Origin of the sequence: Glutamicibacter sp. BW80 (assembly GCF_002332385.1) — a bacterium.
Taxonomy (GTDB): domain Bacteria; phylum Actinomycetota; class Actinomycetes; order Actinomycetales; family Micrococcaceae; genus Glutamicibacter.
This window is the reverse complement of record NZ_NRGV01000075.1, coordinates 58,604-78,930: the sequence shown is the minus strand read 5'-3', so window position 1 is coordinate 78,930 and position 20,327 is coordinate 58,604. Positions and strand designations below refer to the sequence as shown.

At 60.8% G+C, this 20,327-nt stretch carries 19 protein-coding genes; 10 read left to right on the top strand and 9 right to left on the bottom strand.

All coding sequences use genetic code 11. From position 1 onward, the window contains the following. Positions 1–7 precede the first annotated feature (7 nt). Both CIK76_RS18250 and kynA read right to left on the bottom strand, forming a co-directional pair. A complete protein-coding gene (locus tag CIK76_RS18250; protein WP_176484311.1) occupies positions 8–709 on the bottom strand; it encodes a PaaX family transcriptional regulator C-terminal domain-containing protein in 702 nt (233 codons plus the stop codon). A gap of 130 nt (positions 710–839) precedes the next feature. Further along, positions 840–1,709, bottom strand: coding sequence for a tryptophan 2,3-dioxygenase (gene kynA, locus CIK76_RS18245; protein ID WP_096289271.1), 870 nt, complete (start codon positions 1,707–1,709; stop codon positions 840–842). A 158-nt stretch (positions 1,710–1,867) separates the two neighbouring features. On the opposite strand from kynA, the gene CIK76_RS18240 reads away from it, so the two are divergent. From CIK76_RS18240 to CIK76_RS18225, 4 genes are all read left to right on the top strand, one after another. After that, on the top strand, positions 1,868–2,554 hold the full coding sequence (locus tag CIK76_RS18240; protein ID WP_096289108.1) for a CE1759 family FMN reductase: 687 nt from the start codon (positions 1,868–1,870) through the stop codon (positions 2,552–2,554). 154 nt (positions 2,555–2,708) lie between these two features. Continuing rightward, complete coding sequence (gene hpaH, locus CIK76_RS18235; protein ID WP_096289106.1) at positions 2,709–3,494, top strand: 2-oxo-hept-4-ene-1,7-dioate hydratase; 786 nt, start codon at positions 2,709–2,711, stop codon at positions 3,492–3,494. Then, positions 3,479–4,288: an aldolase/citrate lyase family protein gene (locus CIK76_RS18230; protein WP_096289104.1), complete on the top strand. Its 810-nt coding sequence runs from the start codon at positions 3,479–3,481 to the stop codon at positions 4,286–4,288. Before hpaH ends, CIK76_RS18230 begins: the two co-directional genes overlap by 16 nt. Positions 4,289–4,348: 60 nt before the next feature. Continuing rightward, positions 4,349–5,680: a DUF6350 family protein gene (locus tag CIK76_RS18225; RefSeq protein WP_255248539.1), complete on the top strand. Its 1,332-nt coding sequence runs from the start codon at positions 4,349–4,351 to the stop codon at positions 5,678–5,680. Between the two features lie 227 nt (positions 5,681–5,907). On the opposite strand, the gene CIK76_RS18220 is transcribed toward CIK76_RS18225, so the two are convergent. Both CIK76_RS18220 and CIK76_RS18215 read right to left on the bottom strand, forming a co-directional pair. Next, positions 5,908–6,543 carry a hypothetical protein gene (locus CIK76_RS18220; RefSeq protein ID WP_096289100.1) on the bottom strand — a complete coding sequence of 212 codons (636 nt, stop codon included), beginning with the start codon at positions 6,541–6,543 and terminating at the stop codon, positions 5,908–5,910. A gap of 108 nt (positions 6,544–6,651) precedes the next feature. Further along, the gene (locus CIK76_RS18215) at positions 6,652–7,173 is read right to left on the bottom strand and encodes a DinB family protein (RefSeq protein WP_096289098.1); all 522 of its coding nucleotides are present in this window, start codon (positions 7,171–7,173) and stop codon (positions 6,652–6,654) included. Positions 7,174–7,301: 128 nt separating this feature from the next. Between CIK76_RS18215 and purN the strand changes: the two genes are divergently transcribed. Together purN and CIK76_RS18205 are read left to right on the top strand one after the other, a co-directional pair. Further along, the gene (gene purN / locus CIK76_RS18210) at positions 7,302–7,871 is read left to right on the top strand and encodes a phosphoribosylglycinamide formyltransferase (RefSeq protein ID WP_096289096.1); all 570 of its coding nucleotides are present in this window, start codon (positions 7,302–7,304) and stop codon (positions 7,869–7,871) included. A gap of 123 nt (positions 7,872–7,994) precedes the next feature. Continuing rightward, positions 7,995–9,419, top strand: coding sequence for an SDR family NAD(P)-dependent oxidoreductase (locus CIK76_RS18205; protein WP_096289269.1), 1,425 nt, complete (start codon positions 7,995–7,997; stop codon positions 9,417–9,419). 125 nt (positions 9,420–9,544) lie between these two features. On the opposite strand, the gene CIK76_RS19515 is transcribed toward CIK76_RS18205, so the two are convergent. Both CIK76_RS19515 and CIK76_RS18195 read right to left on the bottom strand, forming a co-directional pair. Further along, a complete protein-coding gene (locus CIK76_RS19515) occupies positions 9,545–10,213 on the bottom strand; it encodes a zf-HC2 domain-containing protein (protein WP_176484309.1) in 669 nt (222 codons plus the stop codon). Continuing rightward, a complete protein-coding gene (locus CIK76_RS18195; protein ID WP_096289094.1) occupies positions 10,210–10,713 on the bottom strand; it encodes a sigma-70 family RNA polymerase sigma factor in 504 nt (167 codons plus the stop codon). Before CIK76_RS18195 ends, CIK76_RS19515 begins: the two co-directional genes overlap by 4 nt. A gap of 242 nt (positions 10,714–10,955) precedes the next feature. On the opposite strand from CIK76_RS18195, the gene CIK76_RS18190 reads away from it, so the two are divergent. Continuing rightward, positions 10,956–11,474, top strand: coding sequence for a hypothetical protein (locus CIK76_RS18190; protein ID WP_096289092.1), 519 nt, complete (start codon positions 10,956–10,958; stop codon positions 11,472–11,474). A 95-nt stretch (positions 11,475–11,569) separates the two neighbouring features. Here CIK76_RS18190 and CIK76_RS18185 read toward each other — a convergent pair whose 3' ends face one another. Further along, positions 11,570–14,590, bottom strand: coding sequence for a glycoside hydrolase family 38 C-terminal domain-containing protein (locus CIK76_RS18185; RefSeq protein WP_096289090.1), 3,021 nt, complete (start codon positions 14,588–14,590; stop codon positions 11,570–11,572). A 220-nt stretch (positions 14,591–14,810) separates the two neighbouring features. Between CIK76_RS18185 and CIK76_RS18180 the strand changes: the two genes are divergently transcribed. After that, on the top strand, positions 14,811–15,725 hold the full coding sequence (locus tag CIK76_RS18180) for a BadF/BadG/BcrA/BcrD ATPase family protein (protein WP_096289265.1): 915 nt from the start codon (positions 14,811–14,813) through the stop codon (positions 15,723–15,725). Here the strand turns inward: CIK76_RS18180 and CIK76_RS19950 are convergent. Next, positions 15,708–16,199, bottom strand: a complete 492-nt coding sequence (locus tag CIK76_RS19950; protein ID WP_255248538.1) for a hypothetical protein — start codon at positions 16,197–16,199, stop codon at positions 15,708–15,710. The two genes, CIK76_RS18180 and CIK76_RS19950, sit on opposite strands and share 18 nt — an antisense overlap. 83 nt (positions 16,200–16,282) lie before the next feature. Then, on the bottom strand, positions 16,283–17,620 hold the full coding sequence (locus CIK76_RS18170) for an MFS transporter (RefSeq protein ID WP_255248537.1): 1,338 nt from the start codon (positions 17,618–17,620) through the stop codon (positions 16,283–16,285). Between the two features lie 154 nt (positions 17,621–17,774). Here CIK76_RS18170 and CIK76_RS18165 point away from each other — a divergent pair, with 154 nt between their 5' ends. After that, positions 17,775–18,524 (top strand): DUF4303 domain-containing protein, encoded by a 750-nt coding sequence (locus CIK76_RS18165; protein ID WP_176484308.1) that lies wholly within the window; start codon positions 17,775–17,777, stop codon positions 18,522–18,524. Between the two features lie 102 nt (positions 18,525–18,626). Beyond that, a complete protein-coding gene (purH, locus tag CIK76_RS18160) occupies positions 18,627–20,297 on the top strand; it encodes a bifunctional phosphoribosylaminoimidazolecarboxamide formyltransferase/IMP cyclohydrolase (RefSeq protein ID WP_096289259.1) in 1,671 nt (556 codons plus the stop codon). The last annotated feature ends 30 nt before the right edge of the window (positions 20,298–20,327 follow it).

Below are 20,327 nucleotides of genomic sequence, written 5' to 3'. Positions count from 1 at the left end.
AAGGATTTCAGCCCGCCAAGCGCAGCAGGTGCTCGGCATGTGCCGCAGCCCGGTCTTTGAAGGCGGCCGAAATTTCCACGAACCGCTCCCGGCTTGCTTGGCCAGGCCAGTTATCGGGGAGCATCTGTTCGGGGAGACCCGGATCAAGGTACGGGATGGCTCGCCACGCATCAATGAGCACGACATAGCCGAGATAGGCATCTTCAGCGTCTATCGACGTCGCGTCGAGTCCCGCCGTGGCAGCAAGAAAAGAGCGGTGGAGTTTGGCCAATTTATCCAAGTCCCACCACTGTGCGGAGGCTTCACGGGCCGATCCCGGGTGGTCGAATGTCTCCGAAATGAAAAGCGTGGCGTAGTTCCTCGCGTCCAAGGCTCCCAGGACTTCCAAGACCTCGGATTGCAAATATTCGGGGAAGATCCACAGGCCAGCCGAGACGAGGCCTCCACCTAACTGGACGAAATGTTTGCGCAGCTGATGCCGGGTGGCGCGCAGGGCTTCCGGCAAGGAAAAAGCGACAAGGACCCAACGATCGGAATGTTCCATGCAACGCGGAGTGAAAATACGCCTATTGCCGCGGGCAAACATCGCCATAGCGGGCGTGGTCACCGAAAGTGCCGCAGGCCCCGCGGTTTCCAGTACTCCGCGGTCGATGAGCCGCGAAACAGCGGTCTGTGCTGCGGGAGTCGACACCCCTGCCGCTCGAGCCATCTCAATGATTCGGGGACGTGGAACCGGCGTTGTCTCATGGCGCAGGTAGAGGCCGGCAATGGTGCGTACCACCGACGCCGCGCTACCGGTCCTAGACTCGAAATCATCAAGGGCGAATGCGGCAAGGGGGCTAGTCGGAGCCAATTTCTGTACGCACCGCAAAGAGCTCGGGGAAGAAGGTCAGGTCCAGTGCGCGTTTCAGGAAGCTGACGCCTGATGAGCCGCCGGTCCCGGATTTGAAGCCGATGGTTCGTTGCACCACGCGCAAGTGGCGGAAGCGCCAAGCTTGGAAGTTGTCTTCCAGATCCACTAGGTCTTCACAGGCCTGGTAGAGATTCCACACGGTATCTTCGGACTCGTAGATTTCCTTGAAGATTGGCACTAGCGACGCTTGGAATTCCCAGGGCTTGGTGACATCGCGTTCGAGGATTTCTGAGGAGATCTGGTAGCCCTTGCGCGAAAGCGCAGCGAGGAAGGCGTCGTAAAGTGTTGGTTCGTGCAGTAGCTCGGTGAGCGTTTCGTGTGCCTTCGGGTCTGATTCGTGCACCTTGAGCATGCCTTCGTGCTTGTTGCCGAGGATAAACTCCACCGCACGGTATTGGAATGACTGAAAACCCGAGGATGAGCCGAGGAAACCACGGAACTGCGCGTATTCGCGTGGTGTGAGCGTTGCGAGAACAGACCACTGCTCGGTGAGGGTTTTCTGGATATGTTTCACACGAGCGAGGCATTTCAGGGCCTTGCCGAGGTCGTCCGAGTCGATCAGCCGGCGAGCTTCGAGCAGTTCATGCAGCATCAGCTTCAGCCAGAGTTCGCTGGTCTGGTGCTGAATAATGAACAGCATTTCGTCGTGATGCTCTGGGACGCTGACCGGGTGCTGGGCCGAAAGGATGCGTTCCAAATCCAGGTAGCTTCCGTACGACATGGCATTTCGGAAATCGGTGCGAACGCCGGACTCGATGTCGCGCTGATTCTTGGACTCTGCATGGTCATTGCTCATAAAGATCATCGTATCAATATCTTTGCGACCGTCACAATAATGAAAACAAGTTCCCAAGATGAGCTGCAGGGGCATTCGCGCCGGGGCGGGAATAGAATCAACCGCCCGCCCGTTATTACATGCATACGCATATAAAATTTGGATTCAGGATGGGAATAATGAGCAAATCAATCGTGGTCATCTCCGGCGGACTGGGCAACCCTTCGAGCACCTCGCTGCTCGGGCGCCAGATCGGTGAAAGCGTCGCAGCGGAACTGGCCGGTGCAGGAGTCCAAGCCGACGTACTCAACGTAGAATTGCGTGAATTTGCGCAGGACATCGTGAATAACATGCTTACCGGGTTCGCTCCACCTGCGCTGCAGGAAGTCGTGGATGCGGTTGTGAATTCCGACGTACTGGTGGCTGTCACTCCGGTCTTTTCGGCCTCGATTTCGGGACTGTTCAAATCCTTTATCGACATCCTGGATCCGAGGTCGCTGGACGGAAAGCCGGTAGTTTTGGCTGCAACTGCCGGCTCGCAGCGCCATCAACTTGCCGTGGACTACGCCATGCGACCGATCTTCTCCTACCTGCGTACGCAGATCATGCCTACTACCGTTTTTGCCGCTTCGGAAGATTTTGGCGGCGAGGGCCTTGCCGGGACCCTGGCCGAACGCACCCGGCGGGTGGCTCGCGAGGTCATTGTGGCCCTTGCCGCGGATGGAGGAAACCTCCAAGCCGATACCGATCTGGCGGATACGCGCTCGATTGCTCCATCGGTCAGCGACACGGCAAACCCCAACGACCCGCTAACCACACTTCCGTTCGAAGCCCTACTGGCGAACATCCAGGGGAGCAAAAGCTGATCCACGATCTAGCCGTTGCCTCCGGACGTTGCGGGCGGCGGATGTTAGTACGATGTGCCAGAAGCCTTGAAGCTCGATAGCATATTTACTTGTGAGCTATGTCATCCACAAAGCCCATGTAGATTTAATTCGAATGCGAAAGGTGTAGCCGTCGATGCTATCCGAGGAAATTATCACGGCGATTGCCGATGAACTTGTCGAGGCAGGCGCTACCCGTACGCCCGTGCCGCTCCTGACCGCACGCTACCCGGAAATGACCGTCGAGGACTCCTACCGGGTGCAAAACCTGTGGCGCCAGCGCAGCGAAGCCAACGGCCGTGTCTTGGCAGGCAGGAAGATCGGCTTGACCTCGCGCGCCATGCAGATGGCGACCGGAATCACCGAACCTGACTACGGCATCATTTTCGAAGATATGGTGCTGGACACCGGGTGCACCTTCAACTGGGATCAATACACGTTCCCACGAGTGGAGATGGAACTCGCTTTTAAACTGAAGAAAGATATCGAAGGCCCAAACGCGAATATTTTTGACGTGCTGGAGGCCACCGAATATGTGATTCCGGCCCTGGAGATCCTAGACTCCCGCATTGAGATGAAGGGCCGCAGCATCGTCGACACCATTAGCGACAACGCCGCGATGGGTGCCATGGTCATCGGTGGCACACCGATGAAGCCGGATGCCATCGACCTGCGTTGGGTCTCGGGCATCCTGTTCAAGAACCAGACCATCGAAGAGACCGGGGTCGCAGCGGGCGTGCTAAACCACCCGGCCGCTGGAGTGTATTGGTTGGCGAACAAAATCGCTCCGCACGGGGATAAACTCAACGCCGGGGAGATCATCCTGGCCGGCTCGTTCACCCGTCCCATGCCGGTGGACAAGGGCGACACGGTCTTCGCGGACTACGGACCGATGGGAACCGTGACATGTCATTTCGAGTAGAACCCGACCCGTCGCTCAAGGACGCGCTGCGCGAGGCAGACCATGCGCTCACCGGCATCTGGGTCTGCTCCGCCTCGGCGCTCAACGCAGAGATCTGCGCGGGCGCAGGCTTTGACTGGGTATTCATCGATGCCGAGCATTCACCCAATGACTTGCAGAATATCTTGGCGCAGCTCCAAGCGGTGCGCGGTTATTCCACCATCCCGGTAGTGCGCCCGCCGGTCAACGACCCGGTCATTATCAAGCAGTTCTTGGACCTTGGCGTGCAGTCGCTGATCATCCCGATGGTCAACGATGCCCAGCAAGCGGCCAACGCGGTCGCCGCCTGCAACTATCCGCCGCTTGGCGTGCGCGGTGTTGGCTCGGCGCTGGCGCGCTCGGCGCGCTGGAACCGAATTCCCGACTATCTGCATCGTGCAGGCGAAACGATCACCGTGATGGTGCAGATCGAATCGGCGGAAGCGGTGGAAAACGTCGCCCAGATCGTTGGCACCGAAGGTGTCGATGGGATCTTTATCGGCCCCTCGGATCTGGCAGCATCAATGGGGGTGATCGGTCAGCAAGCCCACCCGGATGTGGTCTCCGGCGTGCTGCAGTCCATCGAGGCAGCAAAAGCCGCCGGCAAATATGCCGGTGTGAATGCCTTCGATCAGGCAAGTGCGCGAAAGTACATCGAAGCCGGCGCCGATTATGTGGGTGTAGGTGCCGACGTTGCCTTGCTTGCCCGGGCCACCGAGGCATTGGCCGCGAGCTTTAAGGACGATGGACAGGCAGCTGCTCCGGCAAGTTACTAGCCTCCGGTCCTATGACCTGATGGGTTGCCGTTGCGCGTCGCTTCTCAGTGGGCGGCGGCAATGGTGGCACCATTGAAGATGATGAGCCGCGAAAAGAAACCCACGAAAGCCGTGATGCTGCGCTTGCGCAACGGATGGCCAATGCCCCTTGCCCTGCAGGGTGTGTTCGAGATTGTGCAATCTGTCGTGTTCTGCATGGCGCTGCTGATCGTGCCCCTGGTTGCGGTGTATTTCAGCGGTGGATTCCTCGAAGAATCCTTTGAGACGATCCTGCAATTTGGCGGCCTGCTGTGGCTATTGATTCACGGGGTTCCGCTAGAAGTCATGAACCTCGGACCGGAGGCAGATCCCAGCTCGGCCTCCGGGTGGTTGACACTTTTGCCCTTGGGCTTGAGCTTGCTGCCATTCATTTTCTGCTGGCGCGCAGGGCGGCGAATCGCGAGGGCCTCATACACCGACCAGTTGTGGCAAGGCCTTGCAGGGGCATTCATTACCTATGGTGCCATCGGCACCGGCATGGCCTTCCTGGCGAGTAACGCATACGCGAGGGCAGACGTCGTGCCGGCGACCTTTATCCCGCTGATCATCGCCTTCATCGGACTGATCTTTGGCGCACGCCGGGAAGCCGGTACCTGGGGCAGGCTCATCGGCGTCGACGTTGCGGCACATATATCGCGTGTCTCGCCACATCGGCGTTGGGCCGGATCCTATGTATGGCACGTCATCGTGGCCGGTTTCATCGGATATATGGCCGCCGTAGCTATTTCCGGCATCTTGATGAGTGTGACCGTGGGATTGCACTGGGCCGATGTAGCAAATATTTACCAGGAGCTGCGTCCGGGCCCCATCGGTTCCTTTGCGCTGACCCTGCTGCAGCTGGGGCTGATCCCGAATGCGGTATTTTGGGTGCTGTCTTGGATTAGCGGTGGCGGTTTTAGCATCGGCGCCGGAAGCACGCTTTCAACGTTGGAAACCACCGTGGGTCCGCTGCCGTCCATGCCGCTCTTCGCGGCATTGCCCTCGGGCGAAGCGGGAAATCAATGGCTATTTCTCTTGCTCCCGGTAGTTGCCGGAATCGTTGCTGGCTGGTACTTCCTTCGTGTGGGAGAAAACCATCTGGAAGATTGGTTTGCCCGCCGCATCCCTTTTACAATTCTCTCCCTTGGCCTGTCCACCATGTGCCTTTCAATCTTCACCGGAATAGTCGCCGGTCTCGTGAGCTTGAGCGGTTCATGGTTATCTTCGGGTTCCTTGGCCGTTGGCCGGCTGACCGAGTTGGGCCCGCATATGTGGATCACCGCCGGCGCGTTGGCGCTGCAAATTGGTTTGGGTACCGCGATCGGCTATCTGGTTGCTCCCTTGTTCGAAACTGATCCCGTACTAGAAGGATAGAAAACCCCGGCAACCTCAGGTTCGCATTCAATTCAGCGAAGGGCAACCGGCCTCCGAGTTGGTTGGGCCTTGTAGCCAGCGGGGCGAGAGGCGCAGAAAAGCATGCGATCTTTTTGCACAGCGCTGCGGTGGTGGCGCACCCGCGTATGGACCGAATCAACTGTCGAGCACTTTGGCGTTTCAGCGTAGATCATTGCATCTGAGATTCCAAGGTGTTCGTTTTTGCTTTAATCCAATGGCCGTATCGTCAGCGAATCACCATTCGGGCGGGGAAGCTGGAAATCGCCCAGTTCCTGAGAAGTCTCTGAAGTCATGACAAGCAAGACGGCCGAATCATTGCTGAGGATTTCCACCGCAGGACGAAGGTCGGTGTGATTATTGGGTACTAGCTTGTTGATCGTCTCGGTGGCGGTTTGCTCTGAAATATCCGGTGGCAACAGGAATGTCACCACGTCGAAACTCGACTCGCCGCCGGTTACCGCTAGCAGGATACCGTTCTCGGCCACATGCTCGACCGGTGGACAGGTTGAGGCGGCGACTTCGGGTTCCATGCCTTGCTCTTTTGGTGCGGCCACGGTGATCAAGCAGAGCTCGCCGTTGACGCCTTCGGCCACAAAATGGTCGCCATAACTCGACTGCGCCAACATCCTCAGCGCTTCGGCGGTGTAGGCCTCGGAAGTCTCGAAACCCTCCGGTAGCCGGTCTGCGTCTCCAGCTTCTTCGCTCAACACCGGCATTAGTTCGGTTGCGTCCGGAACCGGGGCGGTAGTTTCTTCGGACGCGGTATCGGCACTGCAGGCCGAAAGCATGAACAGCCCGAGGAGAGCCAAGACCAATACCTTGCCGGCGTGATGATTCTTCATACTCTTGCGGTCCTTGAACTGTGAGGATTTGGCGTGCTTATCAAGCAGTCTAATCAAGGAGATCCGCGGGGCAAAAAACGGTTGAAATAAATAACTCCTAGTAGTCCGCTAGGCTTTCAAATCCCAAATGTGGTGCAGTACATCGTGCCAAGCGTACTGGTTCAAAGTAGCTACGGTGAAGGCTGCGCCATTGGAGCGCAGCCCCTTGCGGCCATAATCGGAGCTGTCGATGCGGGCCAGCTTGTTGCTATAGAGCGAGGCTGCGGCTCGCAACCGTGCTGCTGCCTCGTCGACTTCGAGCTGGTTGTAGTTGCCCTTTTCGGCGGCCTGGTCCTGGTCCCAGCTGGGGAAGGTCGGATCATCCTGAGTGGTCATAAGCTCCAAACGGCGAGTCATCGTCACCAGCATCTCGGCTACATGAAGCACATATTCTTGATCGCTCCAACGCGTCGGGCTGGTGCGCTCTTGCGCCTGCGGGCGGCGCAATGCGAGCAGGTAGCGGTCGACGAGCTGGGGGAGCTGTTCGATAACATCGGCTGGAGACACGTTCCTCACGTCGTGATGGCATTCGGTGCAGACGGATTCTAGGACGAAGGTCCAATTCTTGTCATCCGGAATGATCTCGGTCATGGCATGCTCCTTTTCTGGTTGCGCTTCTGCCCAGTCTAGGCTGTGCAGCGCAGCTATTGTGAGCGCCGTTACTTCACCTGCCGGCGGCGGCGATAACCGCACGCCAAAGGAACCGTAGAATAGCCTGTATGCGCATTGTTGTACTTGTTTCCGGAACCGGTTCGAACCTTCAATCGGTCATTGACGCCGTGGCAACTGGCGAATTGCCTCATGTAGAGATCGCCGCAGTCGGTGCGGACAAGCACGGCACCTACGGCGTTGAGCGTTCGGCGGCCGCCGGCATCGAAACCTTCGTGGTCAATTTCAAGGACTACGCCGACCGCGGGCAGTGGAATCATGAGCTCACCGAAAAGTGCCTGTCCTACCGGCCCGACTACGTGGTTTCCTCCGGATTCATGCGCATTGTCGGCGAGGAATTCATCGATGCTTTCGACGGCACGTACATCAACACTCACCCGGCCTTGCTGCCTTCCTTCCCGGGAGCCCACGGCGTGCGGGACGCCTTGGCCTATGGGGTCAAGGTCACCGGCTGCACGGTGCACATCGCCGACGCCGGGGTAGACACCGGCCCGATCCTACGTCAAGAAGCCGTGGCAGTGCGCGACGAGGATACCGAAGACACCTTGCACGAACGCATCAAGCTGGTCGAACGCCGCTTGCTGATCGATACCTTGGCGGATCTGGCAACGGGCAAGTAGCCAGCAACGGCACAAAGTAGACTGGATGGCGACATGACTGAACATCCACACCCGGCAGAGCCCACCGGCGACGACGCCCACTTTACCGAAGCCGAACTCGAAACCGCCCTGAAGGTCTTGGGCATGGTGCACCGGCTTCCCAGCGAGGATGAGCGGCATATCGCCGTCCGCCGTGCCACCAGCAACATGTTCAAGGCCGCCAAACGCCACCGCAAATCCCAGAAGCGCGCCGAAATCACCGCGGCAGACCGGGCGGTCATCGAACGCACCGCCACCGGCTCGCCACATCGCTTGGATGACGAAACCCTGGGTCTGGATCTGAGTTCCTCCGCCGCGGAGCAAAGCGCAGGTGAATACCTGCGCCCGCGCGGCTGCTACATCTGCAAGCAGCGCTACACCACGGTCGATGCCTTCCACCATTACCTCTGCCCCGCCTGTGCCGCGCAGGGCCGCGAACGCCGGGACGCCCGCGCAGACCTCAGCGGAAGACGCGCACTGCTCACCGGTGGCCGGGCAAAAATCGGGATGCATATCGCGCTGCGCCTGCTGCGCGACGGCGCCCACACCACCATCACCACGCGTTTCCCACGCGACGCGGTCCGGCGTTTCGCCGCGATCGAAGACTCGGCAGACTGGATGCACCGGCTGCGCATCGTCGGAATCGACCTGCGTGACCCCGCTCAGGTGATCTCGCTGGCCGACCGCGTCGCCGCCGAAGGCCCGCTTGACATCCTGATCAATAACGCGGCCCAGACGGTGCGGCGCACCACCAATTCCTACCAGCACCTGATCGAAGCCGAGCATCAGCAACTTCCGGCTGAGCTCGAATTCGTGCGCGGCGGACCGGAACTGTGGGGCGAGGCCAATCCGCCGACAGAACACCCCAAGGCGCTGGCCAGCGCGTTCCGGCTCGAAGATTCAGCCCTGCTGGCACCGGCAGCCCATGCGCAATACGATGCGCAGGCGCTCGCCGAACTAGCGATGACCGCGGGTTCGGCCACCCTCGAAAAAATTGCCACCGGCACCGCGATCGACGCCGGCGGGCTGGTGCCCGACGTGGTCACCGAAAACTCCTGGACGCAGATCCTGGGGGACGTCGACGCGCTGGAAATGCTCGAGGTGCAGCTGTGCAACGTCACCGCGCCGTTCCTGCTGGCCTCGCGGCTGCGCCCGGCGCTGGCGGCCTCGGACGCGCACCGCAAGTACATCGTGAACGTCTCGGCCATGGAGGGCCAGTTCTCCCGGCGCTACAAGGGCGCCGGGCACCCGCACACCAATATGGCCAAGGCCTCGCTGAACATGCTCACGCGCACCAGCGCCGAGGAAATGCTGGCCACCGACCGGATCCTGATGTCCGCGGTGGACACCGGATGGATCACCGACGAGCGCCCGCATGACTCCAAGGTCCGCATGGTCGCCGAGGGCTGGCACGCGCCGCTGGACCTGATCGACGGGGCGGCCCGGGTCTACCAGCCGATCGTCGACGGGGAACGCGGCATCGACCTCTACGGCTGCTTCCTCAAGGACTACGAGCCCTCCCCCTGGTAGGCCACCGGCCACATCCCGGGCTGAGCGAGGCTCGTACCGGGAGCGGCTAGATTCTTGCCCGCCACGCTGGCCGGGCGCCAACCGGATGGCAGGATCACTGGCTGCCGGCGGTGGACCGCCAGCAGCTAGCTTGACTGCGGCGCGGGATGCGCAGGCAATTGCAGCTCGGCGAGAACTTTCGAATCGACGTCGCGCAACTGAATCGAGGAAATCTCGTCCAGCTGCACGGGGACGGCACCGGTCATCTGGGTCTTGCCCGTTTTCGTGGCGCTCCAAGCGCCAGCCTGGTCCACCGCGCCGGTGGAATCGACCACCCAGAGCGACAGCGTGCCCTGAGTGGGAAGTCCGCTACCTTCGAATCGGAGTTCGGTGCCCCAGGCCTTTGCATTCAGCCCCAGACCGACCTGTTGCCCGGTGAGGCCAACAACCTCATAGCTGGCATCCGGCGCCGGGGCTGGGCGCACTACCGGGGCCAGGAAGACCCCGGCGGCCACCGAAGCTGCGACAGCGACCGCGAGCGCCGACCGCTGAATCAGGCGCCGCGAGCGCCGCCGGGCACGCAAGGAGTCCAGCAAATCAACCTCGGCAGTCACCTCTGGTTCTGTGGGGCGCGGCTCCAGCAAGGTCCGCGCAGTGCCCGCGTCCACCGAACCTAAACGCCCGGCCACGGGAGCGAAGACAGCCAATTCCTGCCGGCATTCCAAGCATCCGGACAGGTGCAGTTCGAAGGCAGCCTGCTCATCAGGGCTCAGCCCGCCGAGCACATGCGCTCCAAGATCAATGTGCTCGTTCACTGCCCAACCCCCATCTCCTCCAAGATCCCGCGCAGGGAACGCATCGCGTAGTAGGCCCGCGATTTCACCGTACCCTCCGGGATGCCTAGATCCTGTGCTGCCTGCGCCACCGTGGAACCGAAATAATGCAGATGCAAAACTACCTTGCGGTGTTCGAAGCTCAAGCGCATGAGCGCTTCCTCCATCAGTATCCGGTCCAAGGCCTCGGATATTTCTCGCGAGGTGTCGCCGGCCTCCGGATCGGTTTCGCCCAAGGGCTGAGCCGAAATTCGGGCAGCCGCCCGGCGGTGCCGATCGATAATCACATTGCGCGCCGTCGCAAACAGATAACTGCGCAGCGAGCCGGTCAATACCGGCGCAGCCTTCCAAACTTTTAGCACGGTCTCCTGCACCACATCTTCGGCCTCGTCCCGATTGTCCGCGACACGCAAGGCAAAGCGCCGCAGCGCCTCTCCATGCTCGCGGTAGATGTCGGAGACTACCTGTGCGTCTAATGGCACCTTCGCTCCAGTCGGTCGTCGTGAGGGCAAAGCTTCACCCACTAAGACGCGCCGGTACGGAAAATGGTTCATTCACATTCCAAGTATGCGCAGAAAAAATTGCAAAAACATGAACCAGAACACATTTCTCTGCGTCTTAGACATTGAGGGCAGTTTGCGGGCAACTCTGCTCAATGGCCTCGCGTGGATTCGGTCTTGGCCGGGGCCAGACCGCTCAGCCCGTCCGATGAAAGGAATGCATCATGAATACGATCAGCCGCAGGAAATTTGCTGCTCCCGCCGCGGTGTTATTTGGCGCGGCCTTGCTGCTTGCCGGTTGCGGTGGCGGCGCGGGCAGCGGCGACGACAGCGGTGGCGGCATGTACGGCGGGCCGAAGAGCACCTCCGAAGCGCCGATGGACACCGCTGCGGGCGTTGACTTGGGTGTTGCTTTCACGAGTTTGGGTGATGTCGTGGTGGACGCGAACGGCATGACCCTGTACTACTTCACCAACGACACGGCCGGCACCACGACCAGCGCCTGCACCGGCGAGTGCCTGGCCAATTGGCCGATCGCCACAACCACCAGCGACACCCCGACCCTGGAGGGAGTCACCGGCGAAGTTGGAACTATCACCAGTCCCGAGGGCGAAATGCATCTGACGCTCAACGGAATGCCGCTGTACACCTTCATCAGTGACAGCAAAGCGGGTGATGTTGCCGGCCAAGGGGTCAACGAAGTCTGGTACGCGGTCGCACCCGACGGGACGATGATCCAGTAGCGGCGCCGGATACTGCGGTCGACTCACGGAGCGTCAAGGGGTACCTGGTCCACGCGAGACAGCGCGTGGACCAGGGGCCCCTTGCCTGCAGCCGGCTAGCTGGCCAAGCCGAAGCGAACCGTGCGCACCTCGAAGGCGCCCAAGGCAAGGCGCACCTCAGCGTCTGCCACCTCGGGGCCGTCCTCGGGGAGCGCATCTTCCAGCAGGCTCACGGTACTCGCCGCCGCGATTTTTGCGTTGATTTTCAAGCTGCCGCGCGCTCGCCGTCCCAGCGACTCGTAGACCCGAACTACCAGGTCGCCGGAGCGATCGGAGGCAAGCTTCACGCTGGAAACCACCAGTCCTTCGCCGTCGAGGGTGACCAGCGGAGCCACCGGCGTGGCACCCTGGATGACCCGCTCGGCGCTGTTCAGCAAGGCTCCGGCCTCGGTCGCCGAGGCGATATCCGCACCGATGACCAAACCGTAGCGGTGGGTCTGGCGCCCCTGGTCGGTTTCCGGGTCCGGGAACCGCGGAGCGCGCAAGAGCGACAAGCGCAAGGTGGTGGAGATGCCGGCCTCGGTGGAGTCGCGGGTGACATCGAAGCCATAGATGGAATCGTTGATCAGTGCCGCACCGAAGCCGGGCTCCTGCGCGAGCACGAAGCGGTGCATGGAGGTTTCAAACTTTGCAGCCTCCCAACTGGTGTTCACGTGGGTGACTCGTTGGTGGTAGCCGAACTGCGTCTCAGCGATCGTATGCTCCGCACGAATATCCAGCGGGAAGGAGACCTTGAGGAACTTCTCCGCCTCATGCCAGTCGGTGCTCTGCTTGATCTGCAGGGTCCGGGAGCCAGGAGCTAGAACGAGCTGTTGTTCGATCTTGGAATTCGAGAAGCTGCGCAGAATTTCCAGCGTCACGCTTCCATCCGCTTCACGGGAAAGCTCCATCGAGTCCACCGCGCGCAGGTCGGTGACCTGATTGCGGTAGTACTTGTCCACGTCCCAGGCATCCCACATATTCGGGAAGTCCTGATGCAGCTGCAATAGGTTCGCCACCTGCCCCGGAGCGATGGTTTCCCGGCCGGTAGCCACATCGATTGCGGAGCTCACCAGACCCTCGGCGGTGACGAAAATCCGCACCAGAGCGTTCTCCAGCAGGTATCCGCCCTCATGCTCGGCGATCTGCACCGCCTCGTGTTCGGCTGCGCAAATTTCGCCGGCGGCCCCGAAGGGTATGCCCGCACGGGCAAAGGCTGCGCCGTTGAAGGTCAGCGACGTCGTGCCCGTTCCGGCGAGCGTTTGCTGCGCTGCGCCAATGAGCGCTTCTGCTTCCTCGATGACCTGCCCGTACCGGGCCACCACCTCGCGGTGCACCCAGGCGATCGAGGTACCCGGAAGGATGTCGTGGAACTGGTGCAGCAATACCGTCTGCCATAGCGCGTCGATCCGCTCGTAGGGGTATTCGGCGCCGGCATAGATGGCGGCGGTGGCCGCCCATAGTTCGGCTTCTACCAGCAGCTGCTCGGTGCGCCGGTTCCCCTGTTTGGTCTGGTGCTGGCTGGTGAGCGTGGCGCGGTGAAGCTCAAGATAGAGTTCGCCCACCCAGACCGGCGGGCTTGGCAACTCCTGCTGGGCGCGGTCGAAGAAGTCGTTGGGATGTTCCCACTTCACCGTGGCGCTGCCTTCAAGGTTTGCCAGGCGGCGTGCCTTGCCGGTCATCTCGCGCGTGGTTCCGCCGCCACCGTCGCCCCAGCCCACCGGGGCGATCGAATTGTTGGTCAGCCGTGACTCGCGGAATTGTCGGGAAGCCTTGGCGACTTCCTCGCCGGAAAGCTGCGAGTTGTAGGTATCCATGGAGGGGAAGTGGCTGAATATTCGCGATCCGTCGATTCCCTCCCACAAGAATGAGTGGTGCGGGAATTTATTCTGCTGGTTCCAGGAGATCTTTTGGGTGAAGAACCATTCAAAGCCTGCCCGGCGCATCAGCTGCGGCAGCGCGGGGGAGTAGCCGAAGGAATCCGGAAGCCACACTCCGGCCGAGGTGATCCCGAATTCGTCGCGGAAGAACTTCTGTCCATAGAGGAATTGACGGACCAGCGACTCCCCGGAAGGCATCACCGTGTCCGATTCGACCCACATGCCCCCTAGGGGGAGGAAACGGCCGTCGGCCACCGCCTTTTTCACACGGTCCCACACTTCGGGGCGGTGTTCCTTCAGCCAGGCGTATTGTTGAGCGCTGGACATTCCGTAGAGGAACTCATCATCGTAATCCAGCAGTTCCACCATGGAGGAACAGGTGCGTGAGACCTTACGGATGGTTTCGCGCAGTGGCCACAACCAGGCGGAGTCGATATGCGAGTGGCCGATCGCCGAAATCTGATGGGCGCTGTGTTCCGCCGGGGCGGCGAGCACCTGGGAAAGACGGTCGCGTGCGGCCTGCGCGGTGTCAACGATGCGCTGCAGGTCCAGCACGTCCATTGAGTTATCCAGCGCCTGCAGAATCTGCATGCGCCGTGGACCGTCGGGCAGCTCGGCTTGCAGATCCAGCAGCACTTCAAGGTCGAGGACCAGATCATGGACGACCGGTTCGAAGACCGCTAAATCCATGCGGCGAGTGGTGTAGAGCTTGCGCGGGGACGAAGTAAGGATATCTCCCTGCTCGGTGGGCAAGAACGGGTGATAATCCAGGAGCACCGGATTGGAAGCTGCCTCCAAGAAGAGCTCGAGTTGTTCACCGCCTTCGGCTGACTCGCTGACCGGAACCCATTGATTGCGCGGGTTCAGCGCCTTGATGGTAATCCCGTCGGGACGGTAAATCAGCCCTTCGCACTGGAACCCGGTCATGTTGGCATCGAAGCCTAGATCAATGACCGCCTCCACGCGGCGTCCGGCCCAACTTTCTGGGATCTGTCCGCGAAGCCTGAACCAGGTGGTACCCCAAGCGGCACCCCACGCGCCGCCGACCTGGGTCGGCGTGTAGTCAAGGGCAATACCTTCCACGGCGGGGATCGGTTCACCTGGCAGCTCATGCCACGACACCTCCAGCGGGACAGAATCCGAATACACCGAGGGAAGGATTCGTTCATTGAGGACGCGTTTGACGCGTCCGGTGGTCAGCGAGATGTCATCATGCATGAATGCCTTTCTCGGAACAAGGGTTCCTTGAGAACAGTAAGCTTGCTTTTAGACTATCCAATAAGCGGAATGGTTGAGCTCTCCACCGCGCTCTCACGTGGACGGTTCTGCAAGATCGCGTTCTGTGCAGGTGGTTTGGCTGCTTGCTCGGCCATTGGGCAAGCGCGATGAAAAGCTAAAGCCGGGTAAGAGCCCGAAGAGACGGCAGACAAAGGTCACCATGGAATCGACGCACGCAAGTGAATCAGTACCGCTTCGACTGATCGCGCTCGATATCGGTGGAACAAAAACGCACGCGGTGCGCTACCTGGACGACCAGATCGTTGCAGAGGTTCGCACCGGCAGCGCCAACGTGCAAAACGTCAGCCTGGATGAAGCCCGGCAGGCGCTACGCGAAGCGTTCGCGGAACTCGGCGAACCGCAGGTTGATTTGGTGATTGCAGGTGCCGGAGGGATCGACACCGACGCCGATAGCCTGGCGCTGCGCAAGCTCATCGAACCGTTTGTTCCGGATGCGGAGGTCCGGGTGGTGCACGATACCCGGCTGATCCTGGCCGCCGGGCAATCGGACCTGGGGATCGCGGTCATTCTGGGAACCGGGTCAGCGATTTGGGGTCTGAATTCCGCCGGGCAGACCGCACGGTACGGGGGATGGGGTTACCTGCTGGGAGACGAAGCAGCGGGCTACTGGTTTGGCCGAGAGGCGGTGCGCCACGCCCTGGATGAGTTCAACCGAGGTCGGCGCGAGTCGGCTCTGACCTCGTCGTTGCTGGAGCATGTCGAGTGCGCGAATCCCGAAGAGCTCATTGGGCTCTTCCACAAGCGAAGTTCGCGTGAATACTGGGCTCGGTGCGCACCGCTAGTTTTCCAAGCTATTGCGGCGGGGGATGCTGCGGCCGAAGAAATTCTTCAGCAGGCGATCACCTTTGTGGTCTCCAAGGTGTGCGTTGTCGCCGGCCAGCTGGGAATCTCCGCTCCCATAGTGCTCGGCGGTGGGGTAATCGAGCACCAGCCCATTTATCAAGAGCGCCTCCGCGCGGCACTAGCCGCCGAAGGTTTCGAGGACCTTCGCTTCTTGGCCCGAAGCCCGGTGCACGGGGCGGCATTCCTTGCCGGCCTAGCGGATGATCTCTAAGGTTTTCACAGGGATGCTGCACGAAGCGCGAGCGATAGCCAGCCCGCCGTAAATCCGGTTGTTCACCCCGGTGTCATCGCACCAGTCCACCGCGTGCGGAAAGGCGCTGATAGCCGCCTTGCCAAGTTCCATGTCCTGCGGCACTTCGAAGGTGTAGCTGAACTTCCCGGCATCGCCCATGGATTCGGTGGTGTGGATGACTTCGTTGCCTTGCACATCGGTGATGCTGATTTCCACCTGGGCTTGGGGTCCGTAACGAGGGTCGCAATCCGCATCTGGTGCCGAAAATTGCACCGGTTCTCCGCGCTGCGCGGTCCCGTGGGACAGCGAAAATTCCGGCGGCATGCAGGCCGAATCCGGCCAGGTGGCCGCGCTGCAGGAGGCCAGCGTTCCCGCCAGGGCGCCCGCGAAAATCAGCGGGAATGCTACCCGGTGCGTGACGCCGAGTGGCCGCACAGTTCCGAGCCTAGGCATGAGCTCACAATACCTCGGTAAGCGAGGAAAAAGTCGCCTCGTCCACCACGAAGTATTCATGCTCCCTTTAGCTTGCGCGGTTCCTAGTGGAGGTCGCGCCCGCGGGTCTCCGGGGCGAAGCGGGCCATGAACAACACCGCGAGGATCACCAAGAAGGTAGCCCCGGCGAAGAGCCAGGGAAGTCCGACGATCGGCCATAGCGCGGCGAAGAGCAACGGACCAAAACCCGCGGCAAAGCGGGACATGGTTGAGGCCCAGCCGAAGCCACTGGCGCGCAGTTCGGTCGGGTACAGCTCGGAGACGTAGGCATACAACACCGGAATCGCCACCTGGACCACAACGCCGAACACCAGAATCCAGGCCACCGCGGTGGCCGGTGCATCCAGGCTGACTGCGACCACGATCAGCACGATCCCCGCCAGTGGTGCGGAGATGCCGAGCAGCCATTTGCGGCCCACTCGCTCTACGAGCAAGGCGGCGATCAGCACACCGACCAGACCCATCAGGGCCATCACCGCGGTGGCGAAAAACGAGGCGGACTGCGCCATGCCGGCTTCGGTCAAAATGGTGGGAAGCCAAGTCAGTGCCAGGTAGTAGACGAGCAAGACGGTGACGAACAACAGCCAGCTGGTTGCCGTCAGCTTGGCCGAGTAGCGCCACAGCTCCACGACTTGCTCCCACCAGCGTGGTCCCTTGCCAGATGGGGCCGCCTCGATGACGTAGTCCCGAGGTGCGGCACCGGTGCGCTGCACCAATTCATCGATGACTTGTCGGGCTTCGACCTCGCGTCCCTTGGCCGCCAGGAACAGCGGGGATTCGGGCATCTTCAAACGCACCAGAAACACCATGAAGGCCGGAAGGATCATCACCGCGAGAATCAAGCGCCAGTTCTCGGCAGTGGCCATAACCCACCCGGAAACGAAGAAGGACAGCGCCGCGCCGATGGGCCACCAGCCATCCATTGCCGTGAGCACCCGTCCGCGCAGTTTTGCCGGGGTGAATTCGCCAACCAGGGCGTAGTCCACCGGAATGCAGCCTCCCAGACCTACTCCTGCAAGGAAGCGGAAGACAACAAAGAAACCAAAGTTAGGGGAGAGCGCGCCAAGCACGGTGAATATCGAAAACATCAGCAAGGTAAGTGAGAAGGCATTTTTGCGACCGTATTTGTCCGCGATCCCACCCCAGAGGAAGGCGCCAAGCGCCATGCCCACCAGGTTAGAGGTTCCAAGCAACGCGGCTGTGGGGCGGTCCAGGCCCCATTCGGCGGCCACCAACGGGATGAGCGCACCGTTCAGGGTCACGTCCCAGGCATCAAACATGAAGCCCAGCCCGCCAATGATGAAGATGGTGCCTTGCACCTTCCATTTGAAGGGCAGCTCCTGCACAATGTGCGTGCCGGAGGGGAGTATGGCAGTTGACACTGTCGTTGGCCTTTCCTTGGATTGGCCACATAAAGTGCGGCACGCTTCGCGTCGAAGCATACCGAAACCTGTAGCTTCAGCGCACCTCATTACGCCTTTTGCACCGCTTCGTCAAGGCCTGTTGCGCGTGGCCAGAAGGGAGTATTCTCTGGTCATGGGAGTAGATTGGACCGCTCTCGAAGAGGCGATACGGGTGGCTGCCCTTCGACACGCGGCGGAAGTGATTGCCGAACACCCGGAACAGAACTTCTATGCCATTGCCCTGCATGGGGTCAGCACCTCGGAGAGCGAGAACATCGCTATGCCGCTGCTGGCATTAAATTCTGTTGAAGCGCTCGAACGCGATCGCCAAAGCGAATCTCGGGACTTACTGGTGGAACGCGGCGAAGATCTCGACGAGGACGACAACTACGAGGATCGTTCGGACGCTGAGGTTCAGGGGCAGCTCAGCGTTGAGCATGTCACCGAATCCGAGGATGAGTTGCAAGACTCCGCGGATGAGACCGACGCGGACGAGGACAGCGAAGATCTCGATGCCGTCCTGAGCGCCATCGAGGCAGATCTCGAAGAAGACGATGGCGACAGTTTCTACTCAGATAAGTGGGAACCGAGCGATTGGCATTGGTCCGCAATCGATCTATGCCAAGACCCGGCCGCGCAAATCTGGTCAGATGCGATGACGGATCTAGCTACCCGCGAAGGGTGGGAGAGCACAATTAAGCGTTATTATCACACCCTCGTTGCCGTCGCTCAGTCATTGCGTGAGGAGCTGAACGAACGGACAAAAGTCGACTTGGTCGCCTATGTTGCCGACGACGATCATGCAGAAAAACTGCTCGAACTCTGCCTGACACCGCAGCAGCTCGTCGAGCATTTCCCGCAGCTGGAGCAACCAGTTCAGTAGCGCTGACATGAACTGAAGAATCGCCTGCTTCCGGCGCTAGAATAGGAAAGGCGACCATTGGTTGCCCGCCCCTTTTCATCTCACCGCCGGGAGAGCATTTTCGTGAGTAAGACCGTCTTGGATCGTGTGGCCATCCGCCGCGCCTTGATTTCCGTATACGACAAGACTGGCCTGGAGGAACTGGCCGCCGGACTGCACCAAGCTGGCGTGCAGTTGGTCTCCACCGGTTCCACCGCCAAGAAGATCGCGGCAGCAGGGATTCCAGTCACCGAGGTAGAGCAGGTAACCGGCTCCCCGGAAATGCTCGATGGCCGTGTGAAAACCCTGCACCCGCGCATCCACGGCGGCATCCTCGCCGACCGTCGCGTGGGCGAACATATGGACACCCTGTCCGCCATGGATATCGAGCAGATCGATCTAGTCGTGGTGAACCTTTACCCATTCGTCCAGACCGTAGCCTCGGGAGCCAGCCAGGATGAGGTTGTCGAGCAGATCGATATCGGAGGACCTGCCATGGTCCGCTCGGCCGCGAAGAACCACGCAGCCGTGTCCATCGTGGTGGACCCAACCTTCTACTCCAAGGTCGTCGAGGCCGCCGCAGAGGGCGGCTTCGATCTGAAGACCCGTCAGCGTCTGGCAGCGAAGGCCTACGCCCATACCGCGGCATACGACACCGCAGTGGCTTCTTGGACCGCCAGCCAGTTCCTTGACGAGGACGGCGACGGTGTTATCGACTGGCCAGCCTACGCAGGCGTAGCCCTGCAGCGTGCCGAAGCCCTGCGCTACGGTGAAAACCCGCACCAGCAGGCAGCCCTGTACGTTGATGAAGCGGCCCCAGCCGGTATCGCTCAGGCGGACCAGCTGCACGGTAAGCCGATGAGCTACAACAACTACGTGGATGCCGATGCGGCGCTGCGCGCCGCTTTCGATTTTGAGCAGCCCGCGGTGGCAGTGATCAAGCACGCCAACCCCTGTGGTGTTGCGGTCGCTTCCCCGGAGGCGGCCAATCCAATCGCCGAGGCCCATGCCAAGGCGCATGCCACCGATCCGGTGTCGGCTTTCGGCGGTGTCATCGCCGCTAACCGCACGGTGACCAAAGCAATGGCCGACACGGTCAAGGGCATCTTCACCGAGGTGGTCATCGCACCGGACTTCGAACCAGAAGCAGTAGAGATCCTCTCGGCCAAGAAGAACATCCGCCTGCTGGCATTGCCAGAGGGCTACGCGCGCAACGCAAACGAGTTCCGTCAGGTTTCCGGCGGCATGCTGGTGCAGGCCAGTGACAAGATCACTGCTGCCGGTGACGACGTGGCGAACTGGACCCTTGCAGCCGGCGCAGCTGCCGACGAGAAGACGCTGGCAGATCTTGCCTTCGCTTGGCGTGCGGTGCGTGCGGCGAAGTCGAACGCAATTCTTATCGCCAAGGACGGTGCAGCCGTGGGTATCGGCATGGGCCAGGTCAACCGCGTCGACTCGTGCAAGCTTGCGGTCGAGCGCGCCAACACCCTCGGCGTGAAGGTTGAATCCGGTGCAGATGCCGCCGGGGGCGCGGAAAACGTTGACGGCTCCGCTTCTGAACAACGTTCCGAAGGCGCCGTTGCCGCCTCGGATGCGTTCTTCCCGTTCGCCGATGGCCTGCAGATCTTGCTTGACGCCGGAGTGAAGGCTGTCGTTCAGCCTGGTGGTTCGGTTCGTGATGAGGAAGTTATCGCCGCGGCGAATGCTGCTGGCATCACCATGTACTTCACCGGAGCGCGTCACTTCTTCCACTAGGAAATTTCCACGGTGCGGGCCGTCAAATCA

Excerpts from the sequence above, each read along its gene's own strand:
- CIK76_RS18180 (WP_096289265.1), top strand. The coding sequence starts at position 14,811 with ATGGAATCGACGCACGCAAGTGAATCAGTACCGCTTCGACTGATCGCG.
- CIK76_RS18165 (WP_176484308.1), top strand. The coding sequence starts at position 17,775 with ATGGGAGTAGATTGGACCGCTCTCGAAGAGGCGATACGGGTGGCTGCC.
- CIK76_RS18185 (WP_096289090.1), bottom strand. The coding sequence starts at position 14,590 with ATGCATGATGACATCTCGCTGACCACCGGACGCGTCAAACGCGTCCTC.
- CIK76_RS18240 (WP_096289108.1), top strand. The coding sequence starts at position 1,868 with ATGAGCAAATCAATCGTGGTCATCTCCGGCGGACTGGGCAACCCTTCG.
- CIK76_RS18190 (WP_096289092.1), top strand. The coding sequence starts at position 10,956 with ATGAATACGATCAGCCGCAGGAAATTTGCTGCTCCCGCCGCGGTGTTA.
- hpaH (WP_096289106.1), top strand. The coding sequence starts at position 2,709 with ATGCTATCCGAGGAAATTATCACGGCGATTGCCGATGAACTTGTCGAG.
- CIK76_RS18215 (WP_096289098.1), bottom strand. The coding sequence starts at position 7,173 with ATGACCGAGATCATTCCGGATGACAAGAATTGGACCTTCGTCCTAGAA.
- CIK76_RS19950 (WP_255248538.1), bottom strand. The coding sequence starts at position 16,199 with ATGCCTAGGCTCGGAACTGTGCGGCCACTCGGCGTCACGCACCGGGTA.
- kynA (WP_096289271.1), bottom strand. The coding sequence starts at position 1,709 with ATGAGCAATGACCATGCAGAGTCCAAGAATCAGCGCGACATCGAGTCC.
- CIK76_RS18225 (WP_255248539.1), top strand. The coding sequence starts at position 4,349 with ATGGTGGCACCATTGAAGATGATGAGCCGCGAAAAGAAACCCACGAAA.
- CIK76_RS18205 (WP_096289269.1), top strand. The coding sequence starts at position 7,995 with ATGGTGCACCGGCTTCCCAGCGAGGATGAGCGGCATATCGCCGTCCGC.
- CIK76_RS18220 (WP_096289100.1), bottom strand. The coding sequence starts at position 6,543 with ATGAAGAATCATCACGCCGGCAAGGTATTGGTCTTGGCTCTCCTCGGG.
- CIK76_RS18230 (WP_096289104.1), top strand. The coding sequence starts at position 3,479 with ATGTCATTTCGAGTAGAACCCGACCCGTCGCTCAAGGACGCGCTGCGC.
- CIK76_RS18250 (WP_176484311.1), bottom strand. The coding sequence starts at position 709 with ATGGCTCGAGCGGCAGGGGTGTCGACTCCCGCAGCACAGACCGCTGTT.
- purN (WP_096289096.1), top strand. The coding sequence starts at position 7,302 with ATGCGCATTGTTGTACTTGTTTCCGGAACCGGTTCGAACCTTCAATCG.